General features: G+C 45.0%; 23 protein-coding genes. 8 read left to right on the top strand and 15 right to left on the bottom strand.

Annotated features, from left to right (window positions below; genetic code table 11):
- Nucleotides 1-19 precede the first annotated feature (19 nt).
- Nucleotides 20-802 (bottom strand): sulfite exporter TauE/SafE family protein, encoded by a 783-nt coding sequence (locus MHM87_RS02600; protein ID WP_239257687.1) that lies wholly within the window; start codon nucleotides 800-802, stop codon nucleotides 20-22.
- 621 nt (nucleotides 803-1,423) lie between these two features.
- Between MHM87_RS02600 and MHM87_RS02605 the strand changes: the two genes are divergently transcribed.
- From MHM87_RS02605 to MHM87_RS02615, 3 genes are all read left to right on the top strand, one after another.
- On the top strand, nucleotides 1,424-1,846 hold the full coding sequence (locus MHM87_RS02605; protein ID WP_239257688.1) for a DUF4440 domain-containing protein: 423 nt from the start codon (nucleotides 1,424-1,426) through the stop codon (nucleotides 1,844-1,846).
- Between the two features lie 365 nt (nucleotides 1,847-2,211).
- On the top strand, nucleotides 2,212-3,138 hold the full coding sequence (gene folE2 / locus MHM87_RS02610; protein ID WP_239257689.1) for a GTP cyclohydrolase FolE2: 927 nt from the start codon (nucleotides 2,212-2,214) through the stop codon (nucleotides 3,136-3,138).
- Between the two features lie 62 nt (nucleotides 3,139-3,200).
- Nucleotides 3,201-3,998 carry an HAD family acid phosphatase gene (locus MHM87_RS02615; RefSeq protein WP_239257690.1) on the top strand — a complete coding sequence of 266 codons (798 nt, stop codon included), beginning with the start codon at nucleotides 3,201-3,203 and terminating at the stop codon, nucleotides 3,996-3,998.
- 100 nt (nucleotides 3,999-4,098) lie between these two features.
- On the opposite strand, the gene MHM87_RS02620 is transcribed toward MHM87_RS02615, so the two are convergent.
- Genes MHM87_RS02620 through MHM87_RS02635 form a run of 4 tightly spaced genes read right to left on the bottom strand, consistent with a single transcriptional unit; the run spans nucleotide 4,099 to nucleotide 9,497 of the window.
- Complete coding sequence (locus tag MHM87_RS02620; RefSeq protein ID WP_239257691.1) at nucleotides 4,099-4,332, bottom strand: DUF2892 domain-containing protein; 234 nt, start codon at nucleotides 4,330-4,332, stop codon at nucleotides 4,099-4,101.
- 27 nt (nucleotides 4,333-4,359) lie between these two features.
- The gene (locus tag MHM87_RS02625) at nucleotides 4,360-5,973 is read right to left on the bottom strand and encodes a hypothetical protein (protein ID WP_239257692.1); all 1,614 of its coding nucleotides are present in this window, start codon (nucleotides 5,971-5,973) and stop codon (nucleotides 4,360-4,362) included.
- Between the two features lie 28 nt (nucleotides 5,974-6,001).
- Nucleotides 6,002-6,892 carry an outer membrane lipoprotein-sorting protein gene (locus tag MHM87_RS02630; RefSeq protein WP_239257693.1) on the bottom strand — a complete coding sequence of 297 codons (891 nt, stop codon included), beginning with the start codon at nucleotides 6,890-6,892 and terminating at the stop codon, nucleotides 6,002-6,004.
- A gap of 1 nt (nucleotide 6,893) precedes the next feature.
- Nucleotides 6,894-9,497 carry an MMPL family transporter gene (locus MHM87_RS02635; protein WP_239257694.1) on the bottom strand — a complete coding sequence of 868 codons (2,604 nt, stop codon included), beginning with the start codon at nucleotides 9,495-9,497 and terminating at the stop codon, nucleotides 6,894-6,896.
- Nucleotides 9,498-10,535: 1,038 nt separating this feature from the next.
- Here MHM87_RS02635 and MHM87_RS02640 point away from each other — a divergent pair.
- From MHM87_RS02640 to MHM87_RS02650, 3 genes are all read left to right on the top strand, one after another.
- Nucleotides 10,536-11,750, top strand: coding sequence for an MFS transporter (locus tag MHM87_RS02640; RefSeq protein ID WP_239257695.1), 1,215 nt, complete (start codon nucleotides 10,536-10,538; stop codon nucleotides 11,748-11,750).
- 489 nt (nucleotides 11,751-12,239) lie between these two features.
- Nucleotides 12,240-13,013, top strand: coding sequence for a siderophore-interacting protein (locus MHM87_RS02645; RefSeq protein ID WP_239257696.1), 774 nt, complete (start codon nucleotides 12,240-12,242; stop codon nucleotides 13,011-13,013).
- Nucleotides 13,014-13,214: 201 nt separating this feature from the next.
- Nucleotides 13,215-13,406, top strand: coding sequence for a CsbD family protein (locus tag MHM87_RS02650; RefSeq protein WP_014951177.1), 192 nt, complete (start codon nucleotides 13,215-13,217; stop codon nucleotides 13,404-13,406).
- A gap of 157 nt (nucleotides 13,407-13,563) precedes the next feature.
- Here the strand turns inward: MHM87_RS02650 and MHM87_RS02655 are convergent, their stop codons facing one another.
- Genes MHM87_RS02655 through MHM87_RS02665 form a run of 3 tightly spaced genes read right to left on the bottom strand, consistent with a single transcriptional unit; the run spans nucleotide 13,564 to nucleotide 15,408 of the window.
- Nucleotides 13,564-14,085: a hypothetical protein gene (locus MHM87_RS02655; protein WP_239257697.1), complete on the bottom strand. Its 522-nt coding sequence runs from the start codon at nucleotides 14,083-14,085 to the stop codon at nucleotides 13,564-13,566.
- On the bottom strand, nucleotides 14,075-14,914 hold the full coding sequence (locus MHM87_RS02660; RefSeq protein WP_239257698.1) for a DVU3141 family protein: 840 nt from the start codon (nucleotides 14,912-14,914) through the stop codon (nucleotides 14,075-14,077). Before MHM87_RS02660 ends, MHM87_RS02655 begins: the two co-directional genes overlap by 11 nt.
- Nucleotides 14,911-15,408 (bottom strand): RNA polymerase sigma factor, encoded by a 498-nt coding sequence (locus MHM87_RS02665; protein ID WP_239257699.1) that lies wholly within the window; start codon nucleotides 15,406-15,408, stop codon nucleotides 14,911-14,913. Before MHM87_RS02665 ends, MHM87_RS02660 begins: the two co-directional genes overlap by 4 nt.
- A gap of 244 nt (nucleotides 15,409-15,652) precedes the next feature.
- Between MHM87_RS02665 and MHM87_RS02670 the strand changes: the two genes are divergently transcribed.
- Nucleotides 15,653-17,068 (top strand): S8 family serine peptidase, encoded by a 1,416-nt coding sequence (locus tag MHM87_RS02670; protein WP_239257700.1) that lies wholly within the window; start codon nucleotides 15,653-15,655, stop codon nucleotides 17,066-17,068.
- Nucleotides 17,069-17,109: 41 nt separating this feature from the next.
- Here MHM87_RS02670 and MHM87_RS02675 read toward each other — a convergent pair whose 3' ends face one another.
- From MHM87_RS02675 to arfB, 4 genes are all read right to left on the bottom strand, one after another.
- Entirely contained in the window at nucleotides 17,110-18,129 is a 1,020-nt protein-coding gene (locus MHM87_RS02675) for an outer membrane beta-barrel protein (RefSeq protein ID WP_239257701.1), read from the bottom strand.
- Nucleotides 18,130-18,386: 257 nt separating this feature from the next.
- Nucleotides 18,387-19,466: a hypothetical protein gene (locus MHM87_RS02680; RefSeq protein WP_239257702.1), complete on the bottom strand. Its 1,080-nt coding sequence runs from the start codon at nucleotides 19,464-19,466 to the stop codon at nucleotides 18,387-18,389.
- A gap of 123 nt (nucleotides 19,467-19,589) precedes the next feature.
- A complete protein-coding gene (locus tag MHM87_RS02685; protein ID WP_239257703.1) occupies nucleotides 19,590-20,267 on the bottom strand; it encodes a hypothetical protein in 678 nt (225 codons plus the stop codon).
- 126 nt (nucleotides 20,268-20,393) lie between these two features.
- Nucleotides 20,394-20,810, bottom strand: coding sequence for an alternative ribosome rescue aminoacyl-tRNA hydrolase ArfB (gene arfB / locus MHM87_RS02690; protein WP_239257704.1), 417 nt, complete (start codon nucleotides 20,808-20,810; stop codon nucleotides 20,394-20,396).
- 146 nt (nucleotides 20,811-20,956) lie between these two features.
- Between arfB and MHM87_RS02695 the strand changes: the two genes are divergently transcribed.
- Nucleotides 20,957-21,886 (top strand): alpha/beta hydrolase, encoded by a 930-nt coding sequence (locus MHM87_RS02695; RefSeq protein WP_239257705.1) that lies wholly within the window; start codon nucleotides 20,957-20,959, stop codon nucleotides 21,884-21,886.
- A 9-nt stretch (nucleotides 21,887-21,895) separates the two neighbouring features.
- Here MHM87_RS02695 and MHM87_RS02700 read toward each other — a convergent pair whose 3' ends face one another.
- From MHM87_RS02700 to MHM87_RS02710, 3 genes are all read right to left on the bottom strand, one after another.
- Nucleotides 21,896-22,330 (bottom strand): hypothetical protein, encoded by a 435-nt coding sequence (locus MHM87_RS02700; RefSeq protein ID WP_014951187.1) that lies wholly within the window; start codon nucleotides 22,328-22,330, stop codon nucleotides 21,896-21,898.
- A 73-nt stretch (nucleotides 22,331-22,403) separates the two neighbouring features.
- A complete protein-coding gene (locus tag MHM87_RS02705) occupies nucleotides 22,404-22,850 on the bottom strand; it encodes a hypothetical protein (protein WP_239257706.1) in 447 nt (148 codons plus the stop codon).
- A 130-nt stretch (nucleotides 22,851-22,980) separates the two neighbouring features.
- Nucleotides 22,981-23,544: a CBS domain-containing protein gene (locus tag MHM87_RS02710; protein ID WP_239257707.1), complete on the bottom strand. Its 564-nt coding sequence runs from the start codon at nucleotides 23,542-23,544 to the stop codon at nucleotides 22,981-22,983.
- Nucleotides 23,545-23,569 lie beyond the last annotated feature (25 nt).

The raw sequence follows: 23,569 nt of genomic DNA on the forward strand, positions 1-23,569 counted from the left end.
TTGAAGGTAAAGAACTGTGTCAGATTACAGCGGGAAATAAGGTTGAGAATGCCTGCCACAAGAGCCGCAGGGCCAACAGTGTCACCACTATCTTGAACGCCAGCATAAATTTTTCAGCTGGGACACGCTTTAATACTTTCAAGCCGATGAATGTGCCGAGCGCACCACTGGCAATCATAATAATGATTAGCCCGGCCCACTGGGCAAAAGAAAATCCTACAAAGGTAAAAACAAACGCTTTAAGGCCGTGTTGCAGTGTCATACAGCTGGCAAACGTGCCGGTTATCTGCATTTTGCTGTAATTATTTCTGTGTACAAAGGCCGCCACCAAAGGCCCTGTAGCACCTACAAACATTGAAACCAACGTGGTTACTAACCCTGCCAATGCTCTACCCGCGGGGTTCATTTCTTGTGCTTTGGGTTTACTCCCCCACACCAGAAATAAAATAAATGCGGCAACCGCAAATTGAATAATAACCAACGGCAGCTGAACCACAACAAACGAGGCCAAAAAAGCGCCAACGATTGCGCCTAAAGAAAAATACTTCAGCATATTCCAGTCGATATGCCTTGCCGTCATCAGTGCACGGTTGCCGTTTGAACCAAGCTGTACTAAACCGTGAACCGGGATCAGCGCACTGACTGGCATAGCACCGGCCATTACTGCCAGTAATAAGACCCCGCCACCAATACCCAGCGTTGCTGTCATCATCGACGTAAAGAAGGAGGTAACAACAAGTACTACTGATGATGACATCGACATCGCATCATTGGCCGTTAACCAGCTATAAAGTAACTCCAAGGGTCAAATTCCACATTAATTCGTAACACAGTTTGTATGGTTTGAGTGATCATTACACCAAAACATATCGTTTAAATATCATACAAAACTCACGCCTAGCGCGTAAGGTTATTTATCATGCCTTCTATTAGTTATTTAAACAAAGCACTTCGAATAATACGTGACAAGCAGTGTACAAAAGGCGCTAAGCTAGTTGCCAGGCAACTTCTCCGCAATAGCGGGTTCACTGATAAAGATATTTATGATTGTTTAAAGCAGGGCTCGATTATTCGCATTACCATATTTGAAGCCTAGGGTAGAGTGAGACCTTACATCTTACACTTACCGCTTGCCCACCCACTCGCATGGGTCTAATTTCTGCACCTAAAAACCCATTGACTTTCTTCATTATGCACAGGATACTCGGGTCATTAAATACTCACTAGCAGCGCACTGTTTTTAAATACTATGCCTAAAAACACGAATACACATACTGCTTACTCAGCGTCTGCGCTGATTATTATTCTCGCTATTCTAAGGAATGGGCGGGTTAGCTAGTGCGTAAATAGAATCCACTAAACCCGCCGCAAAGGCGGGTTTTTTATTGGCTCGTCTTGCGGTAAAAATAACGGAACGACAGCCATGAACAATCCAATATCTCACGTGTTACAACAGTTGCATGACGCAGTAAACCGCGGCGATCAAGACGCCTTATCCCAATGTTATGCTAGCGATGCAACAGTGGTCGCGACCCCTATGTCCAGCTCAACGCAAAACCAAGCCGCTGAAGAACATGCCACGCAGCACGACTGCGTTGAAGCCCTGCTTAAATTTCAAAAGAAATTCATGCCCGATCATTTTGTTACAACCGGAGATGAACGGGTTATACAAGCCGGTGACGTAGCGCTAGTCGTCGCGAAGCTTTACCTTGTTCCCAAAGCAACACCCAACGCCCTACCCTGCGAGGGTAAGCGCGCCGTTTATGTTCTGCAAAGGGATGGAAGTGGAGAATGGCGCTGTGTCATTGATAACTTTTTTGGTACTGACTTACTGGATTTTGCGTAGCTTTAAAAGTTGAGCCTGATGCCCATTAAATAATCTGAGCTTCAGCTTTTCCGGCGATTAACGTCATACGCCAATGGCGCTTTAAAACAGCGCTATTGTCAGGCTCTTTGCAAACTTAAAGTGTGATAATGTATCAATCAAACAATTTAAATGTTATATTATAACACTCAAGGGGTGTGGCAGGGTCAGTAGCGCTGTGAATTAAATATCTAACAAATGTTCTGTAGCATCAAAAGTGCGAATTGCTATTTGCGCAAAGCACAGCACAACCCCATCACCTATTGTTTCATTACTTCATCAAAAGCGAGCTGCTTTTTAAAAGATAGTGATGTAAGTCGTTGTTAAGGGCTCATTCAGAGGTAATTTTGGCCAGTTTCAATTCTCCCAATACGGTACTTCCCGATGTCACCACCGAGCAATCTACTGCGCAAGTTCCGGTTATTGATAAAGTTGGTATGCAGGGCATTGCCATACCCCTACACATCTTAGGTAGACGCGGTGAGCGCTTAGCCAGTAAGGCTACGGTTGATGTAACAGTAAGTTTAGATCATCCCAATGCCAAAGGTATTCACATGTCTCGTTTATACAATCTGCTGCAGCGGTATTTGAGCAACCAATACTTGCATAAGTCGGCGCTTGTATCGTTAATGAACTCGCTTATCGAGTCTCAAGATGGGCTGAGCAACAGCGCCCAGCTTAATTTACACTTTGACCTCACAGTGTCGCGTCCGGCGCTCATAAGTAGGATGTCAGGATATCAATCGTACCCTGCTTCACTTTGCGTAAGGCGTTCACCTGAACGTTATGAGGCACAGCTTAAGTTAAGAGTACCGTACTCTAGTACTTGTCCTTGCTCGGCCTCCCTCTCTCGCAAGGCGTTATCAGAAGTGTTTGTGCAGCAATTCGAAGGAAAAGGTTTATCTGTAGAAGAAATGGGCGCTTGGCTCGCTTCTAAACAAGCCAGCATCGCCACGGCGCATGCACAGCGTTCCTTTGCCGATATAACCCTAGATTTAAGCGACAACGAGATCCCCGATTTTATTGGTATTATTGACCTGATAGAAAACGCGTTAGGCACACCGCTTCAAACCGCAGTTAAGCGTGAAGATGAACAGGCGTTTGCCAAGCGTAATGCTGAAAACCTAATGTTTGTAGAAGATTCGGTAAGGCGACTGCATGAAGCGTTAAGTACGTATTACCAAGCTACCTATTTTCGTGTAAAAGTAGAACATCAAGAAAGTCTGCATGCACACGACGCCATTGCTGAAATATCAGGCCCAGTTTATCGATAAGTTCAGGGGTAATTATGGTGTTGAAACCCTTAGGCAGAAAAAACGATAAAAGGAAAATAACATTGTTATCTCTTAACAAACTCTCTTACATCAGCAAAGCAGCGTGCATAGGCGCTGCAGTATCAGCTATTGCGGCGTGCTCGTCTACGCCATCAACCCCGCTTGCTGGTGTAAAAACACATACCCTTTCGAACGCCGTGGTGTATCAAACCAGCAGCAAAGAGTACCCTGTTCTTTCCAGCTTTGTGTATAACCAAGCTATTGCAGCACTACCTACGCGCTTTGCCGATGGCGACGTTGTGGTTATGGATGTTGATGAAACTGTATTAGATAACAGCACATACCAGAAAGAGCGCGAAAGCGTAGGTTTGGGCTACTCGTCAAAAAGCTGGGCTGATTGGGTAAAGCGTGAAGAGGCTACACTGGTACCGGGAGTAGCCGCTTTCATCGATGAAGTTGTTGCACGAAATGGCAAGGTGGCGCTTATTACGAATCGCGATAAAACACTTGATAGTCACACGTGGAATAACCTCTTGGCGCAAGGTTTACCGCTTACCACGAGTAATACCTGTGTTGTTGGCCGCACTGCTGAAGACAAAGAAGCGGTAGGCCAAGAAGGTATGGTTAATGACAAGGACTTGCGCAGAATGCAGCTTACCCAAGGCAAGATCGCATGTTCAAATACGTCTAAAGACGCGACGTCTACGTGGGCTGTGCCTCACACTATTATCATGCAAATTGGGGACAACATTGAAGATGTAGGCGGCGTAACTCAAGAATCTGCCAACGTTCAGTCACTCATGCCACGAGTGGGCACAGAGATTTTTATTCTGCCAAACCCCATGTATGGATCTTGGTAGAGAGCGAAGCTAGAGTAGCCGGGGCAACTAGCTTATTTAACACTGTTGAATAAGCTAGTATACCCAGCGCGCTCGTTTGATTATAGAAGTCAGCGGCTTTCTATCGAGAAGTAGAAGTGTCTGCAGGACACGCCAACTCCCGTTCACTTTTAAGCCCAAGTACATGTTTAAAAAATAGCGTTGCTGGGCAAAAGCCAGTGAAGCTCTGTTGGAACAAGTTTGCGCCAATAAACACGGTAAGCCACATAAAGTTTGCATGAACAAAATGGGTTAGTAATACAGACAACAACACCATGAGCCCTGCGAAGACGGTTAATGCTTTTTCCTGAGACATAACGTAATCCTTAAATATTGGAAGAGATTAAAAATAAAATCGATAGGCAATAAACGCATTACTTGCGTCTTCAAACTGCCCCCAAAACGTATAGTTATCCTTACCTGAAAAGACATTCACCCCCGCTCTCACTTGCCACTTGTCGGTGGGCGAATAAGCCACTGTAGTCTTTAGGTATCCGTCGCTATCGCTGGGTGAATAAAACAGAAAAGTATTTAACGTCAGTGTTTGACGAAGTGCTAACCACGTTAAACGGGTCGTCACCCAATGGCGGTATTTTTCTTGAACTCGCTCAGAAGACGAGACTGTTCTATTTAGGCCATCCGCATTGTGTAAGTACTCGGTGTACCACTGGAAACCACCGGTAAGATTTGCGGCAATTTCTTGGCTATAGCCTAGTAAGAAACGACTTTGATCATTCGCTATTTGCCCGTCACTTCCATCCATGTCTTCAAGGCTGTTGTAGAAAACGTATTCCGCATTTGCTATCCCCCGCCCCAGAGGCGCGACAACACTTGCGCCATAGGCATTCATTTTACTGTAGCGCGGTCTTCCAAGAGAATCTGTCGCGGTGGGCTGCCTTGTATAACCGGTGTAACCATAGCCTGCAATCTCCATCCCCTTAACAGATTTATACACCCTTAAGGCAAGCTCACTTCCTCGTGGGCGATTATCACGTTCAACAGAAAACGAAGGGGCAATGTTTTCATCCAATTGCGGGCTGTAAAAAGAAAATATTTCGCCTGTAATACCAATATCAGGCTCAAATTCAGGTGTGACGACTAAATCTACATTGGCAAAATCCGTGTAGCCCGACACCTTTAATGCATTACTCGGCGCTTTAAGGTATTCGTCTTCTCTTCCTGCAAAGAACGACTGATAATCTTTAGGGAAGAGATCATTTAAGAACAAGTAATCCCCTGTCCCCCAAGTCAGCACTTGCTTACCGACTTTAATGTCAAATGCATTTGCCCAGTCCCCCGTGCCGACTAAAGCGCTGGGTAGAATACTGCTTAAGCTACCTTGCCATGCCAGTTCGCGAAGTTGTGATTCCCACGACGACGTTACGCCGTCATACCAAACGTCGGCTTTACTGGAAATGGAGGAACTGTCTAATGCATAGTCTGCGCGAAGTTGAACTCTGGCGTCGCGCAATGTGCTGTTATTTAACACGGATGGCGCGTTAGCTGCTTGAAAACTCTCGTTCATTTGTGAATTCTGACTGCCAAACGCGGTAGCCATGTCACGGGAAAAACGGTTTCCTACGGCGAGCTCGGCGAAACCAGAAATACGAAGCTTACTTTTGCTGTCAGTGCCCCATTCGTCATCCCACTTATCGCTCCAATCGTCACCTGATTCGACATTATCCTCCTCAGGCCACACGCTGTCCCACTCGTCGCTTGCGTTAGCTTTCCGCTCTTTTACTCCGCTTTTCAACGGGTCTTTTTGGTTCTGTGTTTCAACACCCATTGTCTGGGCGTTTAATGGAAGACTTACTACAGCCGTGAGCGCAAAGGTGAGAATAATCGGCGCGAGTAAAGCGTGCGCCCTCCATTGCTTTTTAACCCACTCAGAAAGACCATAGGCTTGGCTAGGCAGCGTTATCCATATGGATGGAGCTAGTAATTTAGGCAAGCGCACCGTGCTAGATTCCTTTTTCAAGATTGTGTTATTTAATATAGCGTTGCGGTGGCACACGAAGGCTACGCTCACTAAATATGCTATCTGGAAGACCTATGTCGTATTCAATCCCTCTGAATTCCATAAGGGTATAGCCACCTGATGCAAGGTCCGTCACCTTACTTCTCACCACAGTAGGATTGCCCTGTATAGTCTCAATAGTTAAAGCTTCAACGCGGCGGTAGTTATTGTCACCCTTATAAAAGTTAATTAAGGTGGGCAAATAAGTGTCTTTGTCTATCTCTACTACATAGTGGCTGAACTCAACGAGCGCTGTGTCCTTGGGCGTTGCTTTTAAGTGATAATGAGTTTGGGTTTGTTCAAGCAGCTCAAAACTGTCCTGGGCCGTTGCGCGGCCGGAAACATCTTCATAGAAGAAATGAGAACCAACAAACGATGTACGTTTATCGCCTGCGGCGATTCGCTTTACTAAATCTAAAGCCGGCAAATATAACCAACGGTCGTCATCAGAATTAAGCGCCGCATGCTTTTCAACGCGAAATACCGTACCTTCAACTTCAGTAGGACGGCTAAAGAAAACCAGCATACGTTGATCGCCGGTGTCGGCGCCTGCCTCATTCAACACATCTTTGCGCAGAATAGTAAACTGACGCATTTGCTTTCGACCTTGCTCATCTACAATGAGCATTCTCGCCATTGAACGTCCGTCATTGCCCGCGTAGTACGCCGCCTGCTCAGCCTTATTAACGATTTCAGCAACATCGATACTACTGCTGCTTTCGTCGCTTTGGGTTGCCAAGGCTTGAGCAAATCCATTACCCGATATAAGTAATAGCGCAACAAGGCCCGTGAACATGCTTCGAAGGTTTCGTATTTTTGGTCGACGCCACATGAACACTGATAATATGGAAATACGCATTTTAGGCCTCCTTGAAAACCCAACGTTTAAGCAACGTCATAGCAGCTGGCAACACCAGCAGCGTAACGAGTGCTGAAATAAACATGATACTTGCCAGAAAAATGCCCACGGTGATGTAAGGCACAAGTGGTGCTAAAAGCAGCGGCGTAAAGCCAAGCGCGATGACCAGCGCATTACGAGTAATAGCGCTAGCAGGCTCTTCAAACATGGCATCAAACGTTTTACTCACGTTAGCCGTTTGCTTGTAAATCTCTTTGGCTCTAGCCAGAAAGTGAATGGCAAAGTCTACCGACAAACCCAATGTCAGGGCTGAAAGCACGGCAATAGGCATATCGTAATCTTTACCTACAATGCCAATAGCACCGTAAATAAAGGTGATAGTTATAGTAAGGGGCAGCATGGCTAATACACCGAATATCAGTGAGCGCAGCAGCAATACCATCATCACAAAAACAATAATGAAGGCGCTAAGTAAGCTGTCTAACATGCCTGCAACCATGTTGTCCTGCCATACCACATTTAGATATGCCTTACCTGCCCATTGATATGTCAGGCCATCAGGCAGTGGGTGTTGAGCGAAGTAGTATTCGACTAACTCAATTACCTTTGTCATATCTTGGTTGTCACCACTGGATAGTTGTAGCCACACCAAGGTTTTACGATAGTCTGGTGTCACGAAATGCCACAAGTCTTGAGGCCTATGAGAGGACTGATATTGCAAGAGCGTCTGTGCTATCGCCGGCTGAGTATTAGGTAACTCGTAGTCGCTGTCATTGCCCGAATGCAGCTCTCGGTTAACCACTTTAATCACATCACTGAGGGACTGAGTTTTACCCACCAGCGTTTGAGTGCTTAGGTAATTTTGCAGGTCTGAAAGCAGCGCTACATTATCGGGCTGTTGAAACGTTTTGCTTGTGCCTTTAATTTCATCAATGCTTGAAAGCAATTGATTTAAAGCGTCATATTCGTCGCTATCAAGATCACCAAATAATGCATCATCGACGGCAAATGCGAGAGTCTCAAAATTATTGCCGGCATTTTCATTGTTTAGTGTATCGAGGGTTGTTTCACGCCATTCATCTAATGAAGGGGGCAACACTGCACTTAGCAGTATTTCACGTGCACTTTTCAGCTTGCGGGTATCTTCAATAACAATGTACGCGTTGTACGTACCCGCAAACTCCTTATTAAGCGCCTTATCGGCTACGCGAATTTCATGATTTTCTTTAAACCAGCGCACAGGGTTGTCGTTAATTTGTATTTGGAAAATACCCCACACTGATACCGCTGAAATCACCATAAACGCAACGAGTAATGCCCCTTTATAATTTAGCGCCAAGGTGCGAATACCGTACACAAATCGCTGTAAGTATGTTGTTTTCATTGATGAGGTATTGGCATCGGCGTGCAGTGCAGACTGCAATTTTGCGAGCGCCTCTGGCGACATTCTTGATATATAAGCAGGTATAAAGGTAAGCGTAATAGCGAAAGCCAACAGAATACCTGAGCCAATGAAAGCACCGAAAATCTGTACGGGTGGAATGGGAGTTAGCATAAGTGAATAGAACCCTGCCGCAGAGGTCAGCGACGTAAACAGCATCGGCTGAAATAGGTGTTCAACCACTGTGGTAATCACTTCATCGGCCTTTTGACCTGGTTTATAGCGGTCTGAAAACTCAGACAATATATGCACCGAGTCAACAACAGCGATAGGCATCAAAAATATGGCAATCATCGATGACATGATGTGCACAGTGAAACCTAAGCCGATTAGCGCCCCCATTGTGATAATTACTGTTGCCATTGCCACCACCATCGGGGCGGTAATCAGCGTAAAATTGCGGAAAAAGACAAAGAGGAGGATAAAAATCATTAGTCCCGCAGCTGGCGCTGAAATTGCCATTTGAATAAACATTTCAACGCCGAACTGATCTTCAGCAACAGGGAGTCCTGTTATGTGCCACTGCAATGTTTCGTTTATTGTATTCGCGCCAATATAGGCACGAATGTCTTCCGCAATACGAAAGCTCTCATTTTTATCTTTAATGGGCACATAGATAGCCGCAGCATTGTGTGATGAAGAAGCCAGGCTCCCCTGTAACATTGGAAGGCGTGCAATAGCATTGGCAATGTAATCTGCTTCCTCTTGCGATGATGGGGCTTGTGACATCATCCAAGAGAACTTGAGCTCACCGTCGTCACCTTGAGTAATATTGTCCACTGTTGAGAACGACATGACATCTCTAGCAATAACCCCCTCAGTGTTTAATATTTGCTGGGTAACACCGTCTATTGCTTGCAGGTTGTTTGGTGTGTAGATGCCTTTATTGGTACTTAAAGCAGTTTTATGAGTGGCTGTGTCATTGGCCGGTGATGCTATAACCCCCACCACTATCGCGTCGTGCATAGCAAAAGTATGCTTCACATCGTTATGAAAGACGCGGGCAGGATGATTGGATTCAAGCATATTCTCTGGGTCGGTGTCTATCGTAATTAGCCGCATTTGATAAGCGCAAAAGACAACAGCCAACAGTAAAGCGGCATAAACCCACTTACCTTTCCGGGTAGAGAGGAACAGTAATTTTTCAATAACTGCCGTGAACATAGCTATGAACTCCTACTAGGAAATACATTGATTCCCTCTAATCGTGATACGACTGGTTTAACTCCATCCACTGTGTTTCCTTGGCGTGTTGAGTGGCGCTCCACTTTCACAAACCATGACCTTTGATCTGCAGAACATTTCACAACGCCTACCTGCGTTAGCAAAAACAATGGGTACATTTATGGGCCACAGCGTTTATGGGACACAGTATTAAATTAGATTATTCTAATATATAAATAATCTAATGTATTTTTAGAAAAGATCAAGAGCAATGCGACGAGTAACACAGAGAAAAGAAAAGTGTTTGTAAAACGCTACACACCACCGAGAAAAAACTACATACCTACTCAACCTTAGTTTTTCAAATACGAGCTACCCACTGTCCAAAAATAAAAATAATCTTTAAAAATCAGTAAATTAAAATCATTCTAAATTGAATTTAAGGTTTGGCACAGATCACGCATACATTAGACTAACGGATAAATACAGAACGCAGTTTGTAGCTAGGATAGCTTTAGCGACGGAGAGGCCAAATTGCGTAGATGACAAATACTGAAGGTGACGACATGGGAAGTGCATGGAGTGTGTCACCAAGGAAAAACGGATGTGTCAGTATTGTAGCTAATGGATGCCTGTAGAAGATTCGTTAAATTGCTGGTCGATGATGAGGTTAGGTAAAAGACAACCTAATTAAACTCGCAGGATGCAAGGCACTTGTTTCATAAGGATTGCAAACAAGCTCTGAGTACCTACATCGCAAGCACCGACAGTGATGTCTCGTGCAGCAAGGGATTGTTGACCCAATTTGGATTCGTTGAATGTACGTGTGTGTTGCTTCAGCGAGACCATAGTGAGGACACTGGTAATGTCGTCGATGTTATTAGTGAGTTGTCATCCGACGACTACCCTCTCCCCTCAAAGGCCCATCCCGGCCTTTACATACCTCTGATTTTGGCCCGCCTTTGGCGGGCATTTTTTTATCTTCATTTGTGATAAAATTGCTTTGTTTCTTTATCGCCTACCAAAAGGGCTACCTGCGTGCTTTCGCCGTCTGCATCTACTATCGTTTTTAGAGTTCTTTTTTGTGCGTTGCTCGCTACGTCTGTTGGCCAAAGCGTAATGCTTACCACACTCCCTTCTATGGGGCGACAGGCGAACCTTTCTGAATTCCACATTGCCACTATTATGTCTAGCTCTGCACTTATTTTTGCGTTCGGTACGAATGTGTGGAGCAAGGTCGCTAAGCGTGCGGGCTTTAAACGTATTTTAATGGTTGGTCTGTCGGGTTATAGCTTGGGCACATTTGCCTTCGCTAGTGCATGGATGGCAGGATTTTCTGGCATTATAAGCGGCACCAATTTGTTTTTGGCATTGTTGATAAGCCGAAGTCTGCAATCAACCATTATGTCTGCAACTCCGCCTTCTGCGGTAGGTTACGCCGTCGCCATCAGTACGCCCCAAAGTCGAGTAAGTGCAATCAGCAAAGTCACCTCTGCAAGCAACGTAGGGCAAATTGTGGGGCCCGCCTACGCTGGGCTTTTAGTCGGTTTTGGCTTATTGGCACCGTTGTACAGCATCGTGTTGCTAACCTTACTGGCGCTTACATTGGTATATTTTAAGCTACCTGTTCTGCCGCCTTTGTCTCAGCAAAAAAACGCTCAGCAGACTAGCGACAATAACCAAGCGCCTAGCAAAGTACCTTATGTATTCGTCGCTGCATGTATTTGTGTATTTTGCGCAATGGCGATGATGCAGCAATCACTGGGTTTCTTTTTTATCGATTTTTACGACTATTCACCCGTAGACGCTGCTCGGCAAGTGGGTTTCGCGATGATGGTCAGTGCTGCCGCGTCTCTCACAGCCCAATTTGGGTGGGTACAAAAAGGCCGAATAAGCAAAGAAGCGATGATCACTATCGCGCTTCCGCTATTGGGCTTAGCCTACTTGCTGCTCTTTCTTCAACATTCGTTATTTATGCTTTATGCGGCCATGACATTAATGGGTTTAGGTATGGGAATGGCCTACCCATCTTTGGCAGCTGCAGCAACGACCTACTGCGCCCCCTCTCAACAAGTCACTATCACTGGGTTAATTACAGCGACTACTGCCATGGGCTACGTAATAGGTCCGCCACTGGCAGCTTTCATTTACCAACTGGATATCGCGCTTCCGTTCGCTATCGCGTCAGCGCTAATCGCAGCAACCACATGCGTCGTCTACATAACATTACGAAGAATAAGACACGTTGGCTAGGTCCTGTTTACCGTTGCTATACATTTGGCCCAATTCGTCATCAAAGCTAAACAGGCCTTAGCGAATTAATGCCAGCCTGACAGGTGACAGGAATACGCCTATTTCAAAGGTATTTATTTTTTTACCTTTTATTTTTAAAAAAGCGGAACCTTTTTATAATTAGGCTATCTTAACTTATACATGAAGTCGTTGAGTGTGCGTCTTTGTGGTGTGTAAATGTGTTTTCCAAGTTATGTTGTGGTTTTTTAAGGGGCTTTTTAGCCCCTTTTCTTTTGCTCTAACCTTTCCTTTTCCAGTGCGTATTCCTCGCTTATTGTTATAGTGCTAATCCAACGTACACCTATCTATTTTATTTGTATTAGTTTCTCTCAAAACCGGTCAGTTAATCTAAAAAATAGAACTAAACAATCCTGATCATTTCACCTTTAGAAATGGAAATGAGAATTATTTCTAAATAGAATAACTACTCAAGATCACAGGAGTAAGCTAATGTCTAAACCGCAACCTCGCAGAGCTATTGTCACCCAATCAGTCCGAATTACCCCAAATATGCAGCGTGTACACCTCAGTGGGGAAGACCTTCTTACCTTTCCCTCGGTTACTGCAGGTGCGTACATTAAACTTATGTTCGACCTAGAAGGAAACCCGCTGAAACGCCCCACAGATACGAGCCAAGTGGCAATGCGCACCTATACGGTTGCGCACTTTGACGCAGAGAAGCCTGAAATGATTCTGGATATGGTTATCCATGCCGATGGTGGTAAAACTGGCCCTGCGTCGGCATGGGCGACAAGTACAAAGCCTGGCGACATCATCACGCTCGCAGGGCCCGGTTCTAGTAAGGGACTCAGCGAGCAATATGATTGGATACTGTTGGCTGGCGACATGACAGCGCTTCCTAGTATTAGAAATCACCTCGCCGAGCTTCCTGTGCAAACCAAAGGCTACGCCGTGATTAAAATTGAAGACGAAAAGGATGCGGTTACACTTAAAAAGCCCGAAGGAGTAACGGTGATATGGGAACATGAGCAATCTTTACCTTCCCGCCTCGACCAGTTACCTTGGCTCGACGGAAATCCCACAGTTTGGGTGGCGTGTGAATTTTCTGATATGCGGGCGATTCGGGCATGGCTCAAGGACGAAAAATCCGTGGCGCACGAGAATATTTACATTAGCAGCTACTGGAAGAAAGGCCGCAGCGAAGATCAACATAAAATAGAAAAAAGGCAGGACAGTGAAGCGTATGCTAAAACATTGGCCTAGTTGATGACTATGCTTCCTGTAGGCTTTGCAAGAACTTGTAAATTCTGCATAAAAAACAACTGTGCGGCAGGATTTTCACAAACAACAAATTCAATACTTTCATATACCTACACAATGGAACAGCATTTGCTGCCAAGAAAATAACTGGCCAATTTTTCCGCCAGTTTTTTCAACCAATTGTTTGGATAAGGAGAGCAAGTTATGAACAGTGATCGTATTGAAGGTAATTGGAAAGAAATGAAAGGTAAGGTGCAGCAAAAGTGGGGCAAACTTACCGATGACGACCTAGATGTAATTGACGGTCGACGTGAAGAATTAGTAGGTAAGATTCAACAAGCTTATGGCAAAAGCCGTGACGAAGCTGAAAAAGAGGTCGATGGTTATTTTAATTAATCGCCGTCTTCATTATATGAATTAAGACACTGGCAGTATAACAATCTGGTATCACTGTGTTGTTAATCTTTACTGCTACTAAAAGGGCCGCTGCATAATGCAGCGGCCCTTTTTATTTGTGTCGTAGTCAAGGGAGGTTATGCCCTTTGATTTTTTATCACTCTTCCGTCTTAGGCTGTAAGTTATCGCGAACTTCCCTTGCGTCAAAGCTCGTTGCCGACGTTGGACGCGTACCTTTGCCTATCTCAATGCTCAAGATACTTTCGATCTCACTTTGCTGAGAGCCCCCTACAAATACACCCGTTTCGAATTGGGTAGTAGGGTGGTAGGACGTTCTGCAAGTGAGCACACCGCACTCGGTAACCCGTGCATATCGCTGGCTAAAGCCTGCGGTAGGTGTGGTTTGCACGGTCTCCTTATCTACTAAGGTCTCTCGGTCAGTCACTACAAACCAGTCGTAACCTTCTAATAACGTAAGTTCGGCAGCACGGAGCATGGCGTAATCCATCGCCTTGCCTTTATCAGACCCCTTCGCTTTGAAATGCACGCGATATTGGGTATCACTCAACTTACTTTCCGTGTAGCCAAAGCCGCCTTTTTGGGCCTGTCTATAATCGGGTTGACTGGCGCAGCCCGCCATAATTAATACCGCAAGTACTAACATAATTTTAGTTTTCATCATTTACTCCTTCGGCCTTGTCAGCTAGCCAGGTTGCTTCAATTGCGTTTTTCTCTTGCTCTCGGTTTAATGGCGCAGATGCCATCATTTTGTCTAACTCTTCTTCCATTACTTTAGCGCTAGTGGCGGTTTGATATTGACCTGCATTCTCACCTAGCTCGTCCAATTTGCTAGCGGCAAGCTGCCACGCACCTTGTTTATCTTTACAAGCGATCATTACATTTAGTTCATCTTGAGATGCCACTTCAGCCTGTCGGCAGTAATTAAAATCCGTATTTACAAAAGACAACTGGGGTGTAACCGTAACACCTGTGTCAAAGGTGGTTGCTTCACCAGTTAGGTTGCTGTCCAGCACCGACGATACGTTTGCCCAATGTGTAGGCTGCGTTGTTTCAGCGCCCTGCTGATTAAAGAACACTAAGCCCGCTAATACCGCCACACTTGCAGCAATGGCGAAGGGTCCCTTCCACTTTGTCTGATTTTGCTGCGCACTGTTAATCGAGCTCGCCTTCTGCGGAAACGGCGTTACATTTTCCGTTGAATATTGCTCTGTGGTACTTTCGCGCTCTAATCTAACATCTGTTGCCTGTGCTTCACTTTTATCGCTTTGGCGGTTTTCATCACTCAAAAGTGCCACTATTTCTTTAGGTAACGCCACTGCTGTCGCTTTTTCTGCCGCCGCTTTTACCACTCTATCGACCTCAGCAAGCGCGGCGAGCCGGTCAGAAATGGCAACGTCATGCGCTATCGCTTCACGAACCAGGTCCATCTCAGCAGTGTCTAGCTCACCATCTAAAAATGCAGAGAGTTTTTCGTCAGTTAAGATCACGATAACACCTCGTTTTGGCCATTAAGTAAATTTGATATTTTTGCTCTCGCTCTGGCAAGCCGGCTCATGATGGTCCCAGTAGGAACCTGTAACACTTCCGAAGCATCAGAGTAACTCATTCCCTGTACTGCAACTAAGGAAAGGGTTTCTCTTTGCTCACAAGGTAATTCGTCCATGGCACTTGATACCTGTTTTAGCGTAATAGTCTGAGTGACCGCGTCATCCAGATCAGTATTGCTATTTGCTGATTGCGTTTCGTAAGAAAGTGCATCGGTTGCGTTGGTTCTCACTTTCTTCGCTCTATATTCGTCTATCCAACAATTTCGGCACACTCTAAATGCCCACGCCATTAGCGTAACTTGTTCAGGAAGCGGCTTACTCAATAGCCGTTCAAGGGTGTTCTGAAGTAAATCATCAGCATCATGCATGTTACCCGTCAACGAGTATGCGAATTTTCGCAACGACGGGACGAGTTCAGTCAACTCATCTTTCATTTTCATGTACCTTTGTGAGGATTTCCGTTGTCTATATCCTGTTAACGAGCCACAACTATTTTTATTCCACGTATTAAGAATTTTTTTATTAAGTTAAAACGCGTAGATCTTCGGGCTCGTATTGGAATTTTTTTTCTATCTATTCGTCACTACACTATTAGGCAGTGATAAGAGCCATGGCACAATTTATGCCATTCCTTCTTACAGCATCAAACTGCGCCAACGTTAAAGTAAAGGTAGCAAAATGAAGTACACAATTATTATGGGATTTGTTGGTTTGTTTGCGGCTTCAATATCGCAAGCCCAACTAGCGGGAACATTGAATCAAGTGGTGTCTCCCGTGCGTCCTGTAATAGATAGAACGCCCTCTGATTTAAAAGCTATTCGTGAGGAAGCAAGACGGAAAGTGCAATCATCTGTAGAAGGTGTAAGCAACGTGTCTACGCTGGCTTCAGACGTTATTAGCGGCATACCAACACCTCAATTTACTCCCCCCGCTGCGACAAACATTTTATCAGCGTCTGGCCAAGTGGTTGTTAAGGAAGTAACCGTTGAAGGTGGCTTTCTTGCTGTTGAAAAAGAATGGCTTTTTTTAGGTGAAGAAACCGACAGAGTGCACTTCCAAGGCGCAAATATAACGATTCAAAAGGCTCAGTATTTACCCGCGCTCTCCCAGTGGCTTTATAAAGTTAAAGTCACGGGAAATGAAGATGACGTGTCGTATATTCGCAACAGTTTGCCACACAATCTACGGTCTCAAATAGGTCGGAACCATATCTATCTATCGCAGAGCAGGTCCCCAACCAATGAATTGACTCAAGAATTTGAAACTAAAAATGAGGCCAACGAACTGGAAACCTGTCCCATACCGCTGCGCATTGGAATGGTTGATACCCATGTAGCGCCAACCCATCCATTGCTCTCACACATTGATTTAACACAAGCGTCTTTCATCGTTGGTCAGAATCGAGATAGCAACGCAGATGACGAGGGTACAGCTGAAAAAACAGGTATAAAGCCTGCGGATCCCCAAGAAAATACCGTGGCGTTTTCGTCTGACCACGGTACAGCGGTAGCTAGCTTATTGGCGGCATCATTGCCCGATTCAAGTCAGGTGTTTAATGCCAGTGTTTTTTATTCACGTAATAGTGTTAGCCAAGGCGCCACGCTGATGTCGTTGATTGAAGGTCTAAACTTTCTTGCATCACAGCACGTAGACGCCATAAATATGAGTTTAGCAGGGCCTGACAACCCGGTTTTAGCGCGGGTGATAAAACAGCTTGATGAAAGTGGTATTCAAGTCATTGCAGCCGTGGGCAATGAAGGCCCAGCCTCTTTGCCCTTGTACCCCGCCGCTTATTCAGAAACGTTGGGCATTACGGCCGTTGATAAGTCTAATGTAATTTATCGATGGGCGAATCAAGGTGATTATGTGGATTTTGCTGCATTTGGCGTATCGGTAGATGCCGCACACCCCAATGGGAAAACAGTTAGGCAGACGGGAACCTCTATGGCATCACCCCGTGTCACCGCTTTGTATGCGTGCTATTTACGCAAAGAGAAAGAAAGGAACGCTGCCCTGATAAAGCTGCAACAATTAGCCATAGACGCAGGAACGCCTGGGCGGGACAGCGTATTTGGTTTTGGCATATTGCCTTAAGTTAAAAACACCGTTCATCATATGATTTACATTAACGTTCACTAAAAATGAACGTTAATGCCTAGCTCAGCAATGGTTTCTTGGTAGTTTGCATCATCTACACTAGACGCGTAGTCGCCGTATTGGGTAGACAGTTTTATATCAACATTGCTGTGAACAGCGTAGTCTGCACTTAACTCAACAATATGCCTGTCGTCTTCCCTACCAATGCCTCCATCTTGTTCTGAAGCGTAATCCCTTACATCAAGTTGATAGGCAACCTTAAGCTTCAGAGGTTTACTGAACATCGCTATGGGATAGGTGTACGCAAAATCTACCCCCTTACCTGTGTAGTCGAACACATTGTTTTGAGCATCTTCGTTTTGATACTTAAGTGCGATTTGAAAAAAGTCGTCTCCTTCAAAAAAGTAGAATAGATCACTGCGTACGGCGATAGCGTCGCTATCTCTAATCGGCGCATCCTCAGGTGTGTTTTCGAACTGTTTGTCGATAAGATCACTACTAACGCGCAAATACGTGCGCTGGCCCAGTAGTTTTCCCGCAGATAGCCCATATTGTTGATAAGTGAGAAAATCGCGTCCATCAAGTTCTGCGCTAGCGTGATAGTAGTGCGTACCTAGCTTCGCGAAATCAAACGCATAGCTAGTGCTTGCAGACAAAGTGGTAAGGCCAAGGTCAAACTCGCTTAGTGTTTGATAGTTGGTATTAGCCTGACTTACCGACAGTACATTTTCCCACTTCTCAGTGGGCTTCACTGACACCTTTAGCTGCGCTTCTGACTGTACCGCACCGTCTGCCACATCTGAGTTCGTATCTAACTCGCTTACACTCACATTACTATCATTGCGATAGCCTATGTAACCAAAACCTGAGAATGAAACTATTTGATGCTTATCACTTGTATTGCTTGCACCTTCAGCAGCCTTTGACTGACTTTCAGCGCTCGCATAGGCAGCACTACAGCCGAGTAAAGCAGCGGTAACGGCAATAGAAAGGCGTTGGTAGCTACCAAAGGTAGAAATAAATGTCGTGAATGAATGTTGAGATATTTTCGTGTTCATTGTTTTTACCTACCACAGAGAAAATAAGTCTTAGCGATTACTGTTTTGCTCTATTCAAGTAAGGGGAGACATGAGAATTGACTTGAGACGTACGGTTTGACTGAGAATAAACAGATAATGCATCCGTACGTATAGCCAGAACCTTAGATTGCGGCTTGCCTTTCTACTTAGGCAAGCCGCTCTCAGATTTTAAGGTGGCTATCTAAAGCGCTAGCTCAAGATTGCTCGGCTCCCACCTATTGGTTTTGGCCAAGATGTTAAAGGCCTAGAGCGCCTGAGATACTTGATGTAACGTTGTCGTTTACCGTGCTTGTTACGGCGCTTTCTACCGAGCTCGTCACTGTATTATTTACTGAGCTTTCCACCGTATTTGCTACAGTATTTCCAACTGTTGCTGACACAGTTTGCTCGACAGTCCCTGAAACTGCACCTTCTACAGAGCTTGCTACCGTATCAGTAACCGTACCTTCGACAGCGGTGCCAATCGTTCCAGTTACAGCACTGGTCACTGTATTAGTTACGCCGCCGTCTACTGCACTTTCAATAGTGCCAGCAGCCGTGCTCTCTGCCGCACTTGATACACTATTGCCTGCGGCGGCCTGTAAAGTATTAGTGAGCGCGCCACTTACACCTCCCGTTAGCGAGCCACCTGCGGTATTTACCGCGTTACTGTTAGCTAGGGTGCTTATTTGGTTTACTTCCGCACCCTGTGTCGCAGTTTGTGTAGCGCTTTCTGCTTCACCGCTTGGGTCTGTGTTTGCCGAAGTTGATGAAAGCGCAGATAAAGAACCAGACAAACTGTTTGTCACCGTTCCTGACACCGACGCTGTCATGGTATTTGCTGTTTCTGATGCTGCAGACACCGCACCATCAACCGAAGCTTGCGAAGTTGATAACAAAGATGCCGCTGCTGCTGTCGAAAGCTGCTGAGTGCTATTTGCTAACAAACTGGCGTTTGACGTAGACGTTTGCGCCACTTCGTTTGGTGTTGCTTGGTCAGCGTTCTCTTCACCCTCTTCTTCAGGGGCTAGCTCAGACACTTGGTTCAATCCCTGAACGGTAGATAGGTCATCACCTGACTGGCTTGCCGAAAATTGTCCGCTAGCGTTAGCTGAATTTTCGGTAGACGCTTGGCTTTGCGTAAAGGCTTCACCTTCAGCAGAAGTCTGCGTATTAGCTTGAGTAGCAGATTGTGAGTTTGCACCGTTTGTAATTGAAAGCGATGCAGAAGTCGATGCATTAGCTGAAGTATTCGCAGAAAATGCAGTTTCTTGAGCCAACACTGATGTTGAAGCGATACCTAAAGCCAGTGCAATTGCAGTATTTAACTTTTTCATCCGTTTATCTCCGTTTTTCATAAAGGACACTGAGATAACGATTGAAGAAAAGTTTTTATTCCGCACTGGGTTTGATTTTTTTAAAAGAATTAAAAAAGCCCTGTAAAAACAGGGCTTTTCGAACTATTTTTCTGAAGCAGTCATGCTCTTTTCCCACCAGGGAAGTGAAAAATCTATATTATCTGGGTCGTAAGTTTTGGCATATTTCATTTTAACTGAACTCCAAAACGCAGCTTTGAAAGCAGGGTCGTAAATAACAAACTCACCCTTTTCGCGATACTGTTCAAACAGTTTTTGATAAGCTCCTACCGGTGTTAACGGGTTATCCTGTTGAAAAACCACATCTCCGCCGTACGCTTCGTAAAGGGCTTTCGATACTTTCCAGCTTTTTGCCATGCCTTCCGCCATTGCCAAACGGTAACGCTCTAGCTCTTCATCTTGATAGGCGCCATCGCTGTCCAAATCAACGGTCCATAATTTTATTACAGAATACGCAGATTGAATTTCGCTTTCATTTGGCACTATCGCATTTTTATCGGCAAAATCTGAAAGTACAGACTCGGTAATTTTATTACCAAGTGCACGCTGAGCTAAAATAGCTCGTACTTCTTTCTCAGACTTGTCAGTTAAAATAGACTGAAAACGGTCAACATCAGCCTGTGAAGGCTGTAGTTCAGTATTAGAAATAGATTTGTTGAACAAACGAGCAATAATCTCGTTTGCGGCTTGCGGTGTATTAATCCCAAGCGAAACCACTATGGCTGCAAATAGCACCATAGGAATAACGTTCGAACGCGTCACTTTGTATGCTTCCCTAAGTTCCAATAATTAGCATAAGCACAAGACACATTCATTTATTATTGTAAGAATTTTCCGTTGTCTTGCGAAATGACATCTATAAGGCTTTATACTTTAGATTAGTTTTGTTTAAAATTCCACTTTCTTACGCATAGATTTTTTAGCACCTTGTTGTTTTTTTACATCTACACGACGTGCTTTTGCCGCACGGCTCACCTTTGTTTTTATGCGCGGTTTTTGTTCAATTGTCGCAGCCTTTATCCACGCAACAAGTCGCGCTAGCGCATCTTCTCTGTTTTGTTCTTGCGTTCGATAATTTTGCGCTTTAAGCACAAAAACACCGTCGTTGGTTACGCGACTATCTTTAAGCTGAAGTAGCTTTTCTTTCAGCTTATCAGGCAGCGATGATCCATTTATGTCGAAGCGTAAATGTATGGCGCTACTTACTTTGTTCACATTCTGCCCACCGCTACCTTGTGCTCGAATAGCTTGCAATTCAGCTTCGCTTTCATCTATCGCGATAGAAGGGGTTATTATTAATTCCATCTCAAATCCTAATACGTCATGGCGTAACCACGTTAACGTTGCAGCACTAGCGGCCCTACATCTATAGGTCACTATCATTACTGCTTACTTGACCATTTTTGCGTTAACCGATAGGTTGTTTTTTATCCTTATTTTGGACATAAAACATGATCATCGCATTGCTCATCATTATTTGTATCGTTGTAGCGCTTATTTGGTTTACCGCCAAAATGGACAGCAATATCGAAGCTTCATTCACACCATCAGGAAAACTTACGCCTGTTGATGGTGGAATTATTCACTGGCAAAAGCAAGGAAACGGTCCGGCGCTTGTGCTGATTCATGGTTTACTTGGCAATAGTAACAATTTTAGCGAATTAGCAAAAACCCTCGCTTCCCGCTACACGGTCTATACCGTTGATCGTCCAGGCAGCGGATTTTCGAGCCGCTACAAAAGCACATCCGCCAGCTTCGAGCAGCAAAGTAAAATGATACTCGAGTGGATGCAAAAAGAGGGAATAGGTAGTGCGAGCATCGCTGGGCATTCAATGGGAGGAGGAATTGCACTGAGGATGGCAATCGATGCACCTGACAAAATAAAATCGGTTTCGCTTCTATGCCCGTTAACTACACCACTAAAAGGTGGTGCCGGGCCTCTTTCGGTGCTTTACATACCCAATGAATGGGTACGCAGCAGTGTTGCAAAAACCATTGCCAGTCCACTGCGTGCAAAGTTAGGTAGAAAACAAGTCGCGCAAATTTTTCACCCCGAACCTGTCCCCCCGTCCTTTTCAACTGAAGGCGGTGGTTTGTTAGCGCTTCACTCTCGAAGCTTTTATGAAGGTAGCAGAGATACAGTATCTGCGCAGGGCAGTCTGCACCGTCAGCAAACTCGTTATGAAGAGATTCAATGCCCTGTTGGGGTATTGTATGGTGAAAAAGATACTATCTTGAGGCCCGATGAGCACATCACCGCGGTAACAAAGGCAATAGGAAGTGCGGTACACAAAATTATTTCTGGCGCTGGCCACATGATCCCCGTTACTCAGGTGCAAGCGTGCGCAGACTTTATAATATCGATTGACGAAAGCGCTTAAGTAAGTGGCTTAGTGAAGCCTTGCACCTGCCTTTTCAACGTGCTCTTTATGAGAAAACTCAACAACGGCGAGTGTGCGCTCTCGACCATAAGTCGACTGCTTCAGTTTGCGAAGCTGATCGGCGACTCTCTCAATGCCGTCATACGCTTTGCACATTTCAAAAGGGGTCGCGCCCAGCGTTATATTGTAACTGCTAAACCACGCCTTCATTTGCTCACTGTCCCCATCTGACAATGAAATGAGTAAATGATACATACGAATAAAAGCGAGCTGCTTTCTGTACTCTGATGTGCCACTCTCAAACCCAAGTAGCGTAGTCTGCGCCAAAGAAGATGGAGAAATACCCAATATTTCAGAAGCTTGCTTGATATTTAAACCCAGTTCCTGGTATGCCCAAGTGAAGGCTTTCGTGACAACGCTGGTAGGAAATAGTGATCTATTCATAATATCGCCTCGTTTCATCGAACAATGTTATACAGATGTTATGAAACGTTGCGAAATGCGTACCAAGTTTGCCCTAAAGCTTCATAGAAACCTTCTCGCGGTGTGCATCAATACCTTCTTGGTCAACCGTAAACCCTTTTGAAGATAACCATTCAACGGCGTCCTCTATTGAGTCCACGAACACGTATTCTATATTGGTATCGCGATACACGCGTTTGAGCTGCGCCTGTGTGGTTGCTCGCACGGATGACTCCCCCATCACTAAGGCAACATGTGTAAGCCCTATGGGGTTTACTGAAGCAACACGCTCGTGAAGGAGCGTTTCAGCGTCTGGGATAAGCAGGGATTCTCCGATGACACAAACGATATCGCACCAGGTCTGCCCATGTAGACTCTCAGAGTGAGTGCGATATTCACCAGCAAAACTATTCACACACTCTTTGTTCCAAGGCCCATAGGCTTGCGTTAGCACCGCATCACCACAGCGTGTAATGATGAATTCGCCATGAGCATACTGCATATAACCACCTAACTACTTCAATAAAATGTTGAGTTAGCAAATACCGTTAATGCGATATATGCCTTTGACTACGCGTTGGTTAAAAGCAACGCGTAGTCAAAGTATGGTCCAGTATTGAAAAAATTGAAAATTAAGCTGCGAGGATATTAATTAACTCAGCAAACGTAGGGCGGCCTTGTATATCCAGCGGCAACCGCAGTTCTCTGGCAATGTCGCTAACGCTAATCACTCCGCGAATTTCATGACTGTCTCTGTCCATTACAAGGCAATGGTGCTGTCCGTAATCTTTAAGTGTTTCTATTACGTCACCTACAGACGAACGCATTAGTTCACTGAAGTCGAAAGACATAAGCGAGGTTTTAGGGCGCATGAAGTCATGAACGGTGAGTTCTTCTCGCTTAACCTTAAGCTCGCTCACACGCTGAATGATTTGCTGTTCACCGACATCGTGACTGGTCACAATACCAATGAAACGGTTCTCACTGTTTACCACCAGCATCATACGAACGTGAGACTGACGCATAATCGACTCTATTTTCGTCGCTGGAGTTCGAGCATCAATAACGTGTGGTAAGTGCTGCTTAAAGTCAGTGAAGACCGCCATAGCAGATGATTTTACAGTAATGGTGTTTTCAACAACCGGCCATGCCAATGTATCGATAGCTTCGGTTTTATATAGATTTAAGGCGTGCATACCTTTCTCCTAATCAAAAATAAAA

It is taken from the genome of Alteromonas sp. Cnat3-28 (assembly GCF_022348265.1).
GTDB classification, from domain to species: Bacteria; Pseudomonadota; Gammaproteobacteria; order Enterobacterales; family Alteromonadaceae; genus Alteromonas; species Alteromonas macleodii.